Origin of the sequence: Arundinibacter roseus, assembly GCF_004348825.1 — a bacterium.
GTDB lineage: Bacteria > Bacteroidota > Bacteroidia > Cytophagales > Spirosomataceae > Arundinibacter > Arundinibacter roseus.
In genome coordinates this window covers 488,389-502,800 of sequence record NZ_SMJU01000001.1, presented here as the reverse complement: position 1 = coordinate 502,800, position 14,412 = coordinate 488,389, and the positions used below count along the sequence as shown (strand labels likewise).

Here is a 14,412-nt window from a genome sequence, read left to right as displayed (position 1 = left end):
TTGTTAATTTTTCCGAAAAATCATCCGTTCTGTTTTACCATTGAAATAAATAAAAAGCTCGTTACCTCCGACCTCAAATGCGGTTGCTCCGTGCATCGCCGACCATACGTTGGCACTCCACGGGTTGGGCTCGCCCACTTTGGTGCCGCCAAAGGTTACGTTTGTTAGAGCGCAGGAATCCGTTTTGGTATAACTTCCAAAAACCGTATTGGCGGCCGTATGTCCGGTAATCGTACCAGTTCGGCCTTCTTCTGCAAAAGTAAGCTGCACACCCCGCCCGTCCGCATCCGGATTGGATTCCTTTTGGTTGGTCGACAGGTTTTGGTAAGCTTCCAGCCGCCACGTTCCGCTCAGCGAAGCGCCGGGAAAGCAGCTTGCCGGTGGTGGGCCGCAGCATTCTTTTTGCTCACACTGAAAAGAAAAGAGCAAAAGAAAACCGAAACTCAGAAGTAAGGAAAGAACTTTTTTCATGGCAACTAGTACTAATTATTTTGTTAAAAAAGCAGCCCCATACGCAGCGCCAGCCGATTATATTCCCGGTTTTCTACCCGCGATTCTATGTCATTGGCGGTCGGGATTTCCAGGCGTGCCTGCTGATATTTATACGACAGAGACAAGGTAAAAGCCGTTCCATCAGGTTTGCCGAAGCGCAGTCCCAAACCGGGATTTAGCATCGTGCCGCCGGTCAGGTGGTAGCCTTCCGAATTTTTATGAAACCATGCAAAGCCGTATCCTGCATCGGCAGTAGCAAAAAGCCGGACGTTTTTTTTGCCCGTCAGGTCGTAGCGTGCGCCTGCCGCCAACGGGTTGATCAAAGCCGCCGTGTACCAGTCGAGCCCGGTAGTAAGGCCAACGGCCAGCCGGTGGTTGTACTGCAGGCCGTTGAACATCTGCATGCTCAGGTTGGTACGATTCTTCACGATTTGGTTGGGGTTACCGCCGCCCCATCCGTAGTTTCCATCATAGCTCACACGCCCCAAAAGCAAACCAACTTCGGTATGGTTGACGTAGGCTTTTTTGGGTGAAATGCTTTGGGAAAATCCCGGTAAAATTAGCAGCAACTGAATCAAAAATAGTCCTGAAACTTTCATGAGCGAGGCAGTTTAGATAGAAAGAGAGCCAACCGGAATCTTGCTCAACTGACGAATTTGCCGGGGATTGGAGGCATCAAACTGATACAGGCCGTCTTTGCCTACGAGCATCAGATTTTTCCCCAGCGGAATCACGTCATAAGCATCCATATCTTTAAAGTGCGAAATCAGGTTTTTATCCACCGCGAAACGATCCTGTACATCAAATACTTTCATACCAAAGGCTCCTTCGCAGAGGTAGAGCGTCGGGAAGTCGATGCCGAGGCCGTGCGGATTTTGCATCGGATAGCTTTTAATTAGCCGTGGGCGGGTCAGGTCGCTGATGTCTACCAGGTCAAGCTGATTTTGGGCCGCACGGCAGTTGGTACCGGAGCGAAGCGTCACGTAGGCTACGTCGTCATGAACCACCACCGGATCGCACGCCATCATGTGCTGAAATACCGAAAGCTTTTCGGGTTTGGCCGGATTGGCGTTGTCATAAATATGCATGCCGGTGGTTGAGCCGATGAAAAGTTTGTCTTTGTAAGGAAAAATGGTTTCAATGCCCCAGCCCAGATTGATCGTTGCAAAGTCGGCAGGCTTGGTTGGTGTACTGATGTCAAAAAGATGCAGGTCGTTTTGTCCAACGGTATACAGATACTGATCGTAAAGCGCAAAACGTGCCATTGAGCCGCCCTGCCCGTCGCCACCGCCGCCACCGGGTGCGGCCATCGATTGGGCACTGAATGCAACATCCATGGTGCGAAAAAAGCCGCCGCCCCACCACCAAAAGCCGGGGACTACGGGGTTTTCTTCGCAGTTTGTTTCGATTTCCTGGGTTACATACGTTACATCCTGACCATTTATGGCACCGATTGACTCGTTGTAGTTCCACCAACCCCCGTCAAACTGCCCGGTTTTGAAGACTTCGTTTACCCGATTAATTTCTTTGGGTTGAACCGGGTCCGAAATGTCCAGCGTGACCAAATCCGTATAGCTGTCGGCATATAGATTGTTGCCCCGCACGGCCATATCGCCATTGCCCGGAATATTCACGAAAGCCACAAAACGTGGATTTGACGGATTGCTGTTGTCTACAATGTGAATACCTTCTTTTATTTCATTGATAAACAGGTAATTGCCACGTACGTAAATTTTACCCGGATGTTCGAGCGTTCGTGGTGCCTGTGTAGTTACAGATTTTCGGATTTCCATCAACGAAATCGTGACGGGCGTAAACTGTTTGGTTACGCGGGTTTCGGTGCAGCGGTCGTTGCACGACCACAGGCTCAATGCCAGCAGCAGAACCGGAAGAAGTATAGCTTTTCTCATGGCGAAGTAGGTTATTAAAAGGTTACTTTTAGGAATATCCATTTGATTCTTAGATTCATTCGCAGAAAAAAAGGTTGGAAAGTGAGCAAACAAAATCGTCCGGAAGCAAAGCTGCCGGACGATCACGCACCCCGAAACGTCAATGACTACTGACGTTTGTATTCGTAGGTAGAGCCGTCGGCCAATACCGCGCCCTGTTCTGCCCTTTGGTGCATAAAAAGGCGTCCCTCCCTGATTTCGTAAGCCTGATAGGTCGTATCGTTTTTAAAGTACCAGGTAGCTGTAAACTGCGTATCCACGACATTAATCGCATCCTGTTTTTATCGCTTATCATCAGTAGTCTACTGAAAATCAGAATTATTAGGCTTAATTTTTACAAAATTTTCATGGCTAATAAAAGGTATTTTTAAAGCTGCAAGGAGGTGAACAGATTGATTTTTTATCCGTCATTTTCTCTTATTTACCTGATTCAGGATTCATGATTCGCCCCATAAACAAAATAGTATTGGAGGTTTTTTCACTCAGAATCATGACAAAAGGCCGGTCGCAGATGTACGGATTGATCGGCGCAGACGTTAGCTCCACGCCAATTGTGGTTACGGCCGCGGCCTCAGTGCCTTTTTCATCAATACCCAGGAACGTATTCTGTTTGACAAAACTCACGGCCAAAGGTGCGCTCGGGTTGATTTTGCCTAGCTCAGCGGCGCTGCTAAATGCTTTGGTCATGCCCATTGCCTGTAGCGTACTGTTCAGATTAATTTCATAATCGAGCGTAAAGCGGGGTAATCCTACTTCCACGTTCGCTTTTTGCAGGTACGTTTTTTGAAGTTCATCCCAGGCTGTTGCGCTCAGGTTCTGAATCACGTCGTTTGCCGTTGCGTCTTCATTCGGAATCAGAAGTGTCAGCGCAAACTGTCCGGTAGAGTAGGGCAGCTCAATAGCCGAATAACCGGGGCGTTGTGCTACTCTGAAATCTTCTTTCAAACGCATCATTTTCACGCTTTTCTCCTGATCGTTTGCCAGGCGAAACATAGCATCTCCCGTTTTTGAGGCATCAAACTGATATTTCCAGTCTCCTTTGAAATACAGAGCATTGAGCAAAAAGAGCACGTGTTCCGGCTCGATTTTTTCGATAACCTGCGGGATTTTTCCATACGTTTTGTCGCTTGCCCATTGGTTAATTTTATCCTTGGCCGAGGGGCTGTTAAAATCAAGGCTCGTTACTTCGGCATCAAAAGACTCGCGCAATACATTTTGAAAATCATTCTGAACGGCAAAGGTATTGCGATACCACATCGAATTGGCCAAACCCAGATTGACCCGGGAGTCTGCCTTTGGTAAACCTTTGAGCAATGCCTGATAAGCCGTACGCAGGTCTGCCTCAGAGACACCGGCCATTTTGAGCGTTTGGTTGATTTGCTCCGCAGTTTCGCCTTCGGCTCCGTGAAGCAGCATTCCCAGCGCCATGTGCAGGCTTAGGGGTGAAACAAAAACATTATCCTCCGCAGGCTGGGTATTTTTTACATTTTTAAAAAAATCAAAAGCAAATTCATTAGTGCGACCGGCTATCTGCGGGGCAATCTCTACGGGCGTTCCGGTGGGTGGTGTGATGGAGTCATCGGTGGTACATCTTCCCAGGAAAAGGGTAAAAATGGTAGCTCCAAGCAGGACAAAAAAGTTTTGTTTCATGGCTAATAAAGGTCAATTTTAAACAATAGTCAATTTACAGGAAGTAGAAGTCCTGTGTGAATAAAGAGACTTATTCCAGGAAATAGGTTGGAATGTTTTGCCCAAAAAAATTAAAATACGTATCGAACCCCCCACGAAAGGCCATAAAGTTGCGGTCGGGATTCTACGCTGTTGTTGTTGCGCAGGCCGGAAGCCAGGGCTTTCTGGTAAGCCCCCGTCAGGCTTGCATTCCAGTGATCAGACAGCCGATAGTTGACCCGCACTCCCGTAGCCGCAGACCAGTTCAGGGTTCTGTACAGGCCGTCAGACGCTGAGTTCGTAAATGTGTAGCCGGGTGCTGATTCGAGTTCATTTTGCAGGAAAAGGTTAGCAACCATCCCACCCAGCACAGTATAGTTCAATTTCCCGTCCGGATTGATCGTGTAGCCCGCCTGCACGGGTAGCTGAACATACTGATAGTCGTTAGTAGCCTGCTGATCCAGATCTATGTAAAAAACAGCGGAGTTGTTTGGATTACCAATAAAACTCGGGCTCATATCTGCACTTTTCGAGGTTGAACTGCTCGAATAAAGGGCATTTTCCAATACGTTTGCGCTACGATTTGTAAAAGCATCAAGCACGTAGCCATCGCTTTCGAAGGTAGAATTTCCCTGCAAATAGCTGACGCCCGTTTCAAGAGACCAATGTTTAGAGAGTTTCATGCCGCCCTGCATCTGCACAGCATATGAAAGCCCTGCTTTGCTGGAATTGGTCAGCGACTCCCGTTTTGCGTTTGCCATCGCAAAGGCCGCAGGAGGCGTTGTAACCTGTACCCCCGGATTAAAGGAAGCGGGCATCAGCCCAACTCCTGCCCAATATTCGCGGGAGCGGGTGGGCGGCTCGCTGATTGCGGCATCCGTAGCGGCGGGGGAGAAATGCACGTAGCGTTTCTGCACATATATGGCAAGTTCGGTAGTTTCACGGGGAGAAAGCAGAGCAAGTGAAGCTATGGAAGGTGCATGAAATTCGGGTAAAACAGCCCCGCCCGTAATAATCGGTCCGTCGTCAGCCAAAGATGGTCTTCGGCTACTTTTGGTGAGGGCCATTACTGTTGACTGCTGAGCAAGTTGCGCTCCCGTAGGCATCAGGTCGTGTGCGGAAGGTTCGATAGTTGATGGAGTTTCTTCTTCTGAAACGGACGGCACTTTTGTAGCAGGAATTTCATGCTGAGCCAAGGCCCCGGCTTCGGTAGCGCTGGAAAGTGTCGTTTCGTTAGAAATACCAGCCTCCTCGTTAAATGAAGGTGACGAACCGTTTTCTTCTGACGAAGACAAAGACTCGCTACCTTTCTTTGACATGGACTGCTGCGTCGTGGCGACAACTCCCGCGGGAGAGTCCTGACGGGCCCATTTCAATACAGGATAACTCACGAGCAACAGGGCCATGACAGCCGCTGCGGCATACGCAATCCGTGGATTTTTCCACCAAACAAGTGGGAGTACGGCAGCGCCTTTCTCCCCGTCAAGGTGTTGCTCAATCGCATTCCAAACAGCCGGTGGGGGCGTTTCGGAGGCAGAGTCAAATAGCTGCTGCCATTCTTCCTCAAAACTGTGTTTTTCTGACTGATTCATTGTCGAACCGTTGTTCTTTATTCAATTTTTGTTGCAATAGCGTGCGGGCTCTCGAATATTGAGACTTGGAAGTCCCTTCGGAAATACCCATTAACTCGGCAATTTCATTATGTTGATATCCTTCAATAGCATAGAGGTTGAAAACAGTTTGGCAGCCGTGGGGCAACTCCTGAATAAATTCCAGCAACTGCTGCATTTGGAAGCCCGAAAGCGGATTTGCCGACTCAGCTACGTTTGCTTCGTGACTTTGCACATCGTCCAGATCCATCCATGGTTTTTGCTTCCGAATATGTTTCAGGGCGGTATTGACAACAATAGATTTTAGCCAATACTGAAGCGGAGAATCGCCCCGAAAGGAATCGATATTTTCGTAAATTTTTATGAACGATTCCTGCAAAATATCCTCCGCATCGGCTCTGTTTTTAACATACCGCAGGCATAGGGCAAACATCTTCCCGGCAAAAACGTCGTATAGGCGCTTTTGAGCGCCTCGGTCGCGCTGTCGACAACCATTTACCAGGTCATGTTCGTTCACTGTCATCCTAAGGTAGGGGTGCTTCGTAGGCTTCGGTGGTTTAGGATCTATTTCGTGCTATCCTTCGTTTTTGCTTGGGTCAGGAAGTTCAGAATGAGAGAGATTCCCGCTTTCTCATCCGTTTCACACCCAATCTCATTCCGATTTTCTTCCTCAATTATCTCTTAGAGACGTAAGTCAGCCAAAAGGTTGGAAGGACAGAAGCAATTTTTCTAATAATACCACCTTGTTAAATAAACTTTCGTTTACACAAAAGTACTTTTATTCAGGGAATCTTACTTTTCTTACTTTCTTAATGGTTTATAAATAACCAGGCAGGCTACCATTGCTCACATACATAAAGCGCAGTGGCACGGAATTTTTATCAATTTCGACTTGATACCTTAGCCTCTCCTGACCCATGCCCGAACGAAGTGCTCCACGTTATATCAAAATTTTCTTCTGGTTCGCCGGTATTGCCGGCAGCTTACTTCTGCTTGCATTTTTGGTTTCGCTTTGGCTTCCAACCTACTTCAAAAATGAACTGGATGCCGCCCTCAAAAAATCAGTGGTTGACGCTTCGGATGGATTGTACAAGATTGATTATCAGTCAATAAATATAAATATTCCCCTGGGAAATGCAGAAGTAAAGGGCGTAAACCTAACCACCGATTCGACCCGATATGAGTACCTGCTAAAAAATAATACAGCTCCCAATCACCGGTTTTTGCTTCGGGCCGAAACCATCCGACTGTCGGGCGTGTCGCTTATGCGGTTATTTTTTCTTAATTCTTTATCCATTCAGGAAATTCTAATTGATCGTCCGGTAGCTGAGATTGTGCATGATCCGCAATCGTATAACGAAAAAAAACAGTCGCAAACGCCTTATCAGCTTATAAGTAAAGTGTTAAAGTCTATTCGGATTGATAAAATCAGTTTGAATAATGTAGATTTTACCTATGTAAACCATTCGGTGGAATCGCAAAAACCGCAGAAAAGCTATCTCAAAAAGGTATTTCTGGATGTATCTGATTTTTTAATAAATGAAGATTCCGAGCAGGATTCCAGCCGTATTTTTTATTCTCAAAATATCACTCTCGAAGCCGAAGGCCTGGAACTCCCCTCGGGAAATGCCATGTATGTGTTCCGAATGGCTCAGCTGAGCCTGTCGACTCATGACAGTACGCTACAGGTAAAAAACGTACATTATCAACCGCTTTTTTCGAAAGCAGATTTTAGCAAAAAACTGGGCCGGGCCGTGGATCGGCTGGATCTGGAATTTAAAAATATAAAGGCAACGCAGGTAGACATGAAACGGTTTTTGGCTGATCGGCAGCTTTTTGCCAGGAATCTGTATATTGATGCGGGACTCATGGATATTTATAAAGACAAGCGTTATACCCAAATTGATAACAGCAAGATGGGCAAATATCCGCATCAAATTTTACTGAAATCGAAGCTTCGGGTTGGATTTGACAAGGTTCATCTCAAAAGTACTCGGGTGCGCTACGGCGAAATGAACGAAAAGACCAATCGTAGCGGTGCGGTGTTTTTTGATGGCACGCAAGGCACAATTACCAATTTGACCAATGATCCCGAATGGATTCGCCGCAATGGACATTGCAAGGTACAGGTGTCTACCCGCTTTATGAATCAGGGAAGTCTTGCCACCTATTTTGATTTTGATCTTGCATCGCCTCGCGGGGCATTTCGGTGCGGAGGTGTGATGAAGGATTTTGAGATGACCCACCTCAACGAAGTAACGGAAGCCCTTGCTTTGGCGTCGATTCGCTCAGGTAAAGTATCTCGTCTCGAATTTTCTGTTCAGGCCACAGATACACAATCGAGTATCAAAACTGAACTGCACTACGATGATTTGGAGGTAGATATTTTGAAAATGGACAAAGACTCGGACGATTTGAAAAAGCGCTCGCTGCTTTCCCGCATCCTGAATAATGTAATCATCAATGAAAATAACCCGCGTGGCAACCGCCCCGCCCGAGTTGGCGAGGCGGTAATTGAACGCGCAGCAGACGAATCTTTCTTTAACCTAATCTGGCACAGCCTGTTTGTTTCGATCAAACAAATTACCATTGGACGTGGCCGTCAGCAGGCTAAAAGGGAGAAACGGGCAAGTTAAAACCAACGGCTGACATTGACCGAAATCAGGTAATCAGCAAAGGCTGCATCGCCGTGACGTTGTCCGGTAGGGTCCTGCAAATCGGCAAAACTTTTGGTACGATTGCGATAAAGCGCCACGGGTACCGTTACAGCCGCCGAAAATCCATTTTTCATGTAGGCAACTCCCGGCTCAACTGACACAATATAGCCCGGCCGCCGGAAGCCCGCGCTGCCGCCAATCAGGTCTTTTGATGGCACACCTTCGGCCCGCCCGCCAAGCATCACCGACAAGCCCGGTAGAATCGTCTGACTGATTCCCAATCGGGCGGCAAACTGATCGGGAACCGAAAATTCTGCATCCACTGCCGTAGAGTTACTCGCCGGATTGCGGCTCACACCGTTGGTTTCGCGCGGATTAAATAAGTAGAATCCATTGGCATACAGAGAAGTAGAATTTCCCAATTGTAGATATGCTTGTAATTCCAGGCTAAAACCTAGCCCTCCATCGCCCAATTGAATGGATTGATCGACCGGCCGGCGAATGATATAATCTTGTTTTTCGGCGTCCAGTTTATGAAAATCACCTTCAACCCGGTAATTTCCGGTAGGAAGTTTTACTCCTAATCCCAGCGCTACGTTATATTTTTTCAATTTCATAGGATCAATCAGCCAATAGCTCGACGAGACGCGAACGTCGCCAATTCCGGCTGAATGTGTATAAAATCGCTTTTGCTCCGGGTTGGCCGTCAGGCTGTTGCCATAGTGCTCGTATAGCGAAGAGCGGTCGTTGTAGAGCAAGGGTACATTGACTGCAAAGGAAAGACGATTGGTAGGCTGAAAGCTAAGGCCTAAATCCAGCGCGTGTGAAAGATTGACGACTTCGGTGTTGTTTTCGATACGCTCGTGCTCTTCAACATCGCCCCGAAAATGCCGGAATGACCGGAAATAACGATACCCGGTATTGACCTGCCATTTGCCATGCTTCTGTTTGAAAAGGTCAGAAGATGACAACCCCGGTGCGGCACAGCTCATGTGTCGTACGGCTACGCAGCCTTGTCCGGCTGCCGCCGAAATAAAGAAAATAGAGACGAGTAATGTATAGATAAATGTTTTCATGAGTTCTGACATAAATGATTCTGATGAATAAAATCTGTCGCACACAGCACGGATATTCTATTTTTCAGAAAATAGAAATAACAGCTACTCCAACCACAAAAGCGATTGGTCTGAGCAAACAGGAAAAAGAAGGAGAAATGCAGATACAGCCGGACTGAGTAGTAAAATCTTATTTTCAAAAAAATAGGAATTTACACAAAATCAGGATGAACCAGCCTCCAAAGAGGATTGGCGCAGCAGTAAGGCTATATCCGAAGATTAGACCTGGAATTCGGGAGGTGGACTCAGAATCAGAAAATAATCAGAAGAAACAGGGGTTACAGGCTCGGCAGACGGCGGTGCATCAGCCACCCATTCATACAGGAAAAAGTGCGTACGGTTTTGAGAAGAAAAATAATCTTTAATCAAATGACTCACCCAGCCCGCGGCTTTTTGGGAGGTACCGGGCAGGCCCGAAATCGTCATCTTTACCCATTCGTGCATCGAGTCAAGAATCGCTTTTTCGGAATGATCCTTAACGGCCAAAACCAGTAAAGTATCGCCAATGACTTCCTGCTGATATAGCTTGTAGTACTCATTATTGTAGCGAATCTGCCCTTCGATGCGCTCCGGGGCCTGTCGGGTTTCGGTCCAATAGGGAAGATTAAGCGGGATTTTGATGCTAAAAAGCTCATCTTCACCAAAAGCACGAGAATCCAGGCGCTGCTTCATCTCAAACTGTGCTTTCAACTGCATGCAGAGATACACGGGATAATATCCCAATGCATTGAGCAAAAGCAGCGAAAGTGAGCCAAGAATCAGTAGACGTTTCACTCGATAGAGATTCTGTTAAAGATTAGTTGTTAGCTTGTAACTAAATGGGTACGGATGACAACACTAATTTTTCAACAAAATAGCGTATTAAAACTGATAAATGAAAGAAAAACTAGTGATTGTTATAAAAGTCAGTAGTCTGGTATAAAGGGAATAGGGAAAAATTTGAAATTTATATAACTAAAATCAATGTTTAGGCTTCGTTATTCAGCGTTTTTCTCCTTCGTCGGCTAATAGCCCACACTGAGCCGTCGATGAGTTGTACGCAGGTAGGGCATATCCTGGAAATATGCATGCGATTGACAGCATATCCCCGATGTATTCTATCAAAGAGTGCTGTGGGGAGCTTCGACAAAAGCTTTTTTTGTGTGACTGCATAGAGGAATTGTGTTCCATCCCGAAAATACAACCGAGTGTAATTTCGCTCACTTTGAATCACCAAAATGTTGGACAAAGGCACACAAACCTTGCCATGTGGATAGGGAAGAAACAACCCCTCTGCCGAGTATGCTGTTTTTTGAGAATAGATAGTTAGGTGTTTTGACTGTGGGGATATTGATGATTGCATTGGGATGGGGGGGTATGTCAGTGAATAAGCAAAGGTTCTTTTTTTTGCCAGAATATCTTTAGCAAAACGTTTAGCAGACTTTGCAAGACGTTTTGCAATTACTTTCATCACTCATTCTCTGTGTCATTATCACTGCTTGGAGGATAAGCATTTGACTTGATGAGCCAATGTCCATTTTTCCAAACGAGCAAATAAATTTGTTCATTGGTCTCTTTATACACGTAGCTGATGTAATCTTTCGTGGCAATATCATACCATCGTAAGTACCAATATTCCTTCGTTTTGACGAGTGCTTCATCGTCCCGTAGTTCTACAAGCGATATATCCAGAATATCATGTGCGGATGGGTTGCCGGGATTGGTCAGTATTCGCTTCTTCTTTGCACTTCCTTCTACATTTAGTTTTATGGTTGAATAAGCAGAGCCCTGTGTATCATAGTAAGCAAGCAAAGGGGCTAATTCTATGGAGGGGAGTTTTCGATAGGCTTCAAATTCCGCTTCGTTTGTTCACTCTTTCACTACCCGCACGCTCCGCATTATCTCATTCTCATGGCTCATAGATAGCACATAGGCTCCAGCCGGAAGTTTTTGGGTATTAATAGTGGTCTTAGTACTTTCTACCGAACCTGACTGCACAGCCTGCCCGTTCATGTCGTAAATGTTCCACCGAATATCAGGACGTAGGGTGTTGATTTCTATCGTCAACTCATTACCGACCGGATTTGGATAAACCTTGTACCGCTCGTTGGCAGCATCCGGTTCGAGGGCCGTGACAATGAGTTTTCCTTGTTCCAGGGTCACAAATGTCTCCCCCATTGCGCCAGTAGGAGTGACTCCAAATCCACCCTTCCGGCTTTGGGTTGTACTGGGGTTCATAAGGATTTCCAGGCTTACCGTAGTTTTACCGCTCGGGCCAGACATAGGCGTGAACTTCATCCAGTTGGATAGGGTCGTTACCTTCCAGTCGCTATTGGCATCTACTATTATCTCGTACTTCCCACCCTCACCTGGAAAAGGCCTGGGTATATTTCCAAAAAAATCAATAGTGGCAACTTTTCCTAACTGCCTTATATTTACTATCCTGACATCATATTTGGAGGTTAACGTAATTTTTGCCGTTCGATCTGTAAAGGTTGGGTTAACAGCTACTTTCACCTCAATAGGCTTGTTGCCCGTCCCGCTTTTCGTATCCAGTACCAGCCAACTATCTGAACTTACAATTTCCCAGGGAGTATTCGCCGCAACATCCAGCCTATACGTACCGCCCAGCTCTGGTACGGGGTTAGGAATGGTAGTTGCTGAAAACGATATTTTGAATTGCTTACCTGATTGGGTCACAAGCAGGTCCTTTGTTTCACCTTTGGCACTAACGGTAATCTTACCTGTGCGCTCGACTGACGTGGGGTTATCAGCTACTTTTACTTCAATGGACTTATTGCCGGTTCCGCTCTTGGTGTCAAGCGTAATCCAATTATCCGCACTACTGCTCTCCCAATTGGTTTGAGAGGAGACGGCTATATTGTAGGTTCCTCCTGCATCGGGTACGGGCGAGGGAATGCTGGAAGTGACAAAAATCGCCGGGGCCTGATTGGTCATGCGGAGAACAGTTTCGGCGATTTGGCCTTGTCCTATAATAGACACCATTCCGAATTCTACTGGAAAGCGCTGTTCAAGTATGCTCGCGCGAGGATCAATTGTAACCGTTATTTTGCCATCGCCTTTTCCCTCGGTGGGGCTTACCTTTGCATTTAAGTATCCTTCAAAAGAAACTTTCCAACTTACATTGGATTTTACCGTAAGTACATAGGTTCCGCCTGTTCTCGGAATTGGATTTATCAGATCGGGTGATACGTTAAGTAGATAATCGGGTTGTTCCGTGGTAGAATACCTTGTCAAGGTATTGGAAGACAACATCCATAAGCTACCATCGGGTGCAATTTTCTTTTTGATAATTGAATACTGGTCAGGTATGGGGCTATTGGAACTGTCGAAGACGTGCCATTTTTGATCGACCAGGTGCGCAAGTTTTCCTCCATAAAAAACAAGCGGACGGTTCTTTCCATCTATTAGAAAGCTAGTGGGCCTATCTTCTCTATATTCTTCAAATAAGCGGTGAGAGGGGAAGTTCTTAATGAGGGATGAGTAGAGTTTGGATGAGCCTGAGCAAAGGTGTAACAGCAGTGGCCTGTTGCCACTACCCGCAGTCCACACACAACCGCTTTGATCGAATATACTCTCTCTGGTAAGTTCGCCAAAATATACCCTTGCCCCACCCTCAGACCTTAAAAAAACGGTATCAGCTTTACCCTGAGTAAGTGCGGCATTATAGGACGCATTCAATAGATTACCTAATTTTTCTTCATCCGTTTGCTGAATAATTGTGATGTCTTTGCCATCATAAAAACAAAATCCAGTACTTCGCCATTCAGCAAACGTTAAGAAAATTCTTCCTGCTTTATCAAGTTTTAATGTTGGATTTTCTCGCAATAACACTAATTCGATATCTCCATTTTGAGAAATATTTGCCTTGCTTTTTATCTTTTCAATAATACTCTGATAGGAATGCCTGACAATCACGCCTTTCTCAATGCGAAGCAAACCTCCTGAGTTACTGTCATGTACCCAGGTAATTCCATTACTACTTTCAGCAGAAGTCAATCCTAGGTTCTTTGCAGTACTAGTAAAAGTGATGTAATTAACAAACAAGGTATTTTTGGCATCAAACTGTAATAATTTGTCATAAGTAGTTATCCATTTATTACCCGCATCGTCCACGGCTATGGATCTAAAATTTTCATTTCTAAGGGCTTGATCAGTAATGGAGTATTGGGTCACTTTCTTGCCATCAAACATCATTAAACCACCTGTACCTCTTCGACTTATGAGCCATATTTTCCCATCCTTATCAAAATCAAAATCGACCAGATCACCGGCGGGAGCATTCAAGGCGAAGCTTTGCCAGCCAGGCGTTTGGGAAAATGCTGGTGTGAGAGCGAGTGCCAAGAATAAGAAAAGCAGATTTCTCATAATAAATATCTACCACAGGATGATGAAAAAATTGAATCAAAACTATAATTCCGCCTTTATGAAATTCCCTTTGTATACTGCTGATATCATCTCTCCCTTCATTCCCAAACCGTTAATTTTAATTGTTAAATCGGGAATAGAATTTCCTATTATCTCAACAGTACCAGATGTAACTCTAAAGTCGTGAGATCCACGACCTCTCTTGACAGATTCTACTATAACCGTTGCATATTTTTGATTTAAACCATCGATTTCATAAATAGCATTTGATAAAATCTTACTATCTCCATATACATCCAAGGAAATAACTGCTGCATCACAATCACCATTACAACTATTAATCTCACTAAGGTTTAAACTTGATAGAGCAAATTCCATATTATACTCTTTATACTTAGAATCATATCCAAAATCTTCAAACAGACCGGTCTTGACTCTATATGTGTCTTTATCTATTTTGATAAAATTTTTGGGAGTTATATCATTCAGCTTTGAACATGATATAATTGTTATTCCCAAAATTATAAACAGAAATAGTTTTAGTGATTTCATC

At 45.4% G+C, this 14,412-nt stretch carries 15 protein-coding genes; 2 read left to right on the top strand and 13 right to left on the bottom strand.

Annotated elements, in window-relative coordinates; translation table 11 throughout:
• Positions 1-3: 3 nt before the first annotated feature.
• The 7 genes from EZE20_RS02240 to EZE20_RS02215 all read right to left on the bottom strand — a co-directional run bounded on the left by EZE20_RS02240 (position 4) and on the right by EZE20_RS02215 (position 6,242).
• Entirely contained in the window at positions 4-471 is a 468-nt protein-coding gene (locus EZE20_RS02240) for an META domain-containing protein (RefSeq protein ID WP_132114017.1), read from the bottom strand.
• A gap of 23 nt (positions 472-494) precedes the next feature.
• Positions 495-1,091, bottom strand: a complete 597-nt coding sequence (locus tag EZE20_RS02235) for a hypothetical protein (RefSeq protein WP_132114015.1) — start codon at positions 1,089-1,091, stop codon at positions 495-497.
• A 12-nt stretch (positions 1,092-1,103) separates the two neighbouring features.
• Positions 1,104-2,402: an LVIVD repeat-containing protein gene (locus EZE20_RS02230; RefSeq protein WP_132114013.1), complete on the bottom strand. Its 1,299-nt coding sequence runs from the start codon at positions 2,400-2,402 to the stop codon at positions 1,104-1,106.
• A 146-nt stretch (positions 2,403-2,548) separates the two neighbouring features.
• Positions 2,549-2,701, bottom strand: coding sequence for a hypothetical protein (locus tag EZE20_RS23925; protein WP_165933388.1), 153 nt, complete (start codon positions 2,699-2,701; stop codon positions 2,549-2,551).
• Positions 2,702-2,858: 157 nt separating this feature from the next.
• Positions 2,859-4,091, bottom strand: coding sequence for a serpin family protein (locus EZE20_RS02225; protein WP_132114011.1), 1,233 nt, complete (start codon positions 4,089-4,091; stop codon positions 2,859-2,861).
• A gap of 110 nt (positions 4,092-4,201) precedes the next feature.
• Positions 4,202-5,701: an outer membrane beta-barrel protein gene (locus tag EZE20_RS02220; protein ID WP_132114009.1), complete on the bottom strand. Its 1,500-nt coding sequence runs from the start codon at positions 5,699-5,701 to the stop codon at positions 4,202-4,204.
• Positions 5,673-6,242 (bottom strand): RNA polymerase sigma factor, encoded by a 570-nt coding sequence (locus EZE20_RS02215; RefSeq protein ID WP_132114007.1) that lies wholly within the window; start codon positions 6,240-6,242, stop codon positions 5,673-5,675. The genes EZE20_RS02220 and EZE20_RS02215 overlap by 29 nt, the downstream gene beginning before the upstream one ends.
• A gap of 394 nt (positions 6,243-6,636) precedes the next feature.
• Between EZE20_RS02215 and EZE20_RS02210 the strand changes: the two genes are divergently transcribed.
• Positions 6,637-8,355, top strand: coding sequence for a hypothetical protein (locus tag EZE20_RS02210; RefSeq protein WP_132114005.1), 1,719 nt, complete (start codon positions 6,637-6,639; stop codon positions 8,353-8,355).
• Here the strand turns inward: EZE20_RS02210 and EZE20_RS02205 are convergent.
• Positions 8,352-9,452 (bottom strand): hypothetical protein, encoded by a 1,101-nt coding sequence (locus EZE20_RS02205; protein ID WP_132114003.1) that lies wholly within the window; start codon positions 9,450-9,452, stop codon positions 8,352-8,354. The two genes, EZE20_RS02210 and EZE20_RS02205, sit on opposite strands and share 4 nt — an antisense overlap.
• A gap of 23 nt (positions 9,453-9,475) precedes the next feature.
• Between EZE20_RS02205 and EZE20_RS24515 the strand changes: the two genes are divergently transcribed.
• Complete coding sequence (locus EZE20_RS24515; protein WP_262709634.1) at positions 9,476-9,610, top strand: hypothetical protein; 135 nt, start codon at positions 9,476-9,478, stop codon at positions 9,608-9,610.
• A gap of 100 nt (positions 9,611-9,710) precedes the next feature.
• Here the strand turns inward: EZE20_RS24515 and EZE20_RS02200 are convergent, their stop codons facing one another.
• The 5 genes from EZE20_RS02200 to EZE20_RS02180 form a co-directional block, all read right to left on the bottom strand.
• Positions 9,711-10,265, bottom strand: a complete 555-nt coding sequence (locus EZE20_RS02200) for a hypothetical protein (protein ID WP_132114001.1) — start codon at positions 10,263-10,265, stop codon at positions 9,711-9,713.
• A 193-nt stretch (positions 10,266-10,458) separates the two neighbouring features.
• Positions 10,459-10,833 (bottom strand): LytTR family DNA-binding domain-containing protein, encoded by a 375-nt coding sequence (locus EZE20_RS02195; RefSeq protein ID WP_165933387.1) that lies wholly within the window; start codon positions 10,831-10,833, stop codon positions 10,459-10,461.
• Positions 10,834-10,940: 107 nt separating this feature from the next.
• Positions 10,941-11,282, bottom strand: coding sequence for a hypothetical protein (locus tag EZE20_RS02190; protein WP_132113997.1), 342 nt, complete (start codon positions 11,280-11,282; stop codon positions 10,941-10,943).
• A gap of 57 nt (positions 11,283-11,339) precedes the next feature.
• Entirely contained in the window at positions 11,340-13,835 is a 2,496-nt protein-coding gene (locus EZE20_RS02185) for a BACON domain-containing protein (protein WP_165933386.1), read from the bottom strand.
• 66 nt (positions 13,836-13,901) lie between these two features.
• A complete protein-coding gene (locus EZE20_RS02180) occupies positions 13,902-14,411 on the bottom strand; it encodes a hypothetical protein (RefSeq protein ID WP_132113993.1) in 510 nt (169 codons plus the stop codon).
• Between the last annotated feature and the right edge of the window lies 1 nt (position 14,412).

Bases quoted from the DNA above. Each gene is read 5' to 3' on its own strand.
- EZE20_RS02240 (WP_132114017.1), bottom strand. From the start codon at position 471: ATGAAAAAAGTTCTTTCCTTACTTCTGAGTTTCGGTTTTCTTTTGCTC.
- EZE20_RS02235 (WP_132114015.1), bottom strand. From the start codon at position 1,091: ATGAAAGTTTCAGGACTATTTTTGATTCAGTTGCTGCTAATTTTACCG.
- EZE20_RS02230 (WP_132114013.1), bottom strand. From the start codon at position 2,402: ATGAGAAAAGCTATACTTCTTCCGGTTCTGCTGCTGGCATTGAGCCTG.
- EZE20_RS02225 (WP_132114011.1), bottom strand. From the start codon at position 4,091: ATGAAACAAAACTTTTTTGTCCTGCTTGGAGCTACCATTTTTACCCTT.
- EZE20_RS02220 (WP_132114009.1), bottom strand. From the start codon at position 5,701: ATGAATCAGTCAGAAAAACACAGTTTTGAGGAAGAATGGCAGCAGCTA.
- EZE20_RS02215 (WP_132114007.1), bottom strand. From the start codon at position 6,242: ATGACAGTGAACGAACATGACCTGGTAAATGGTTGTCGACAGCGCGAC.
- EZE20_RS02210 (WP_132114005.1), top strand. From the start codon at position 6,637: ATGCCCGAACGAAGTGCTCCACGTTATATCAAAATTTTCTTCTGGTTC.
- EZE20_RS02205 (WP_132114003.1), bottom strand. From the start codon at position 9,452: ATGAAAACATTTATCTATACATTACTCGTCTCTATTTTCTTTATTTCG.
- EZE20_RS24515 (WP_262709634.1), top strand. From the start codon at position 9,476: ATGAATAAAATCTGTCGCACACAGCACGGATATTCTATTTTTCAGAAA.
- EZE20_RS02195 (WP_165933387.1), bottom strand. From the start codon at position 10,833: ATGCAATCATCAATATCCCCACAGTCAAAACACCTAACTATCTATTCT.
- EZE20_RS02180 (WP_132113993.1), bottom strand. From the start codon at position 14,411: ATGAAATCACTAAAACTATTTCTGTTTATAATTTTGGGAATAACAATT.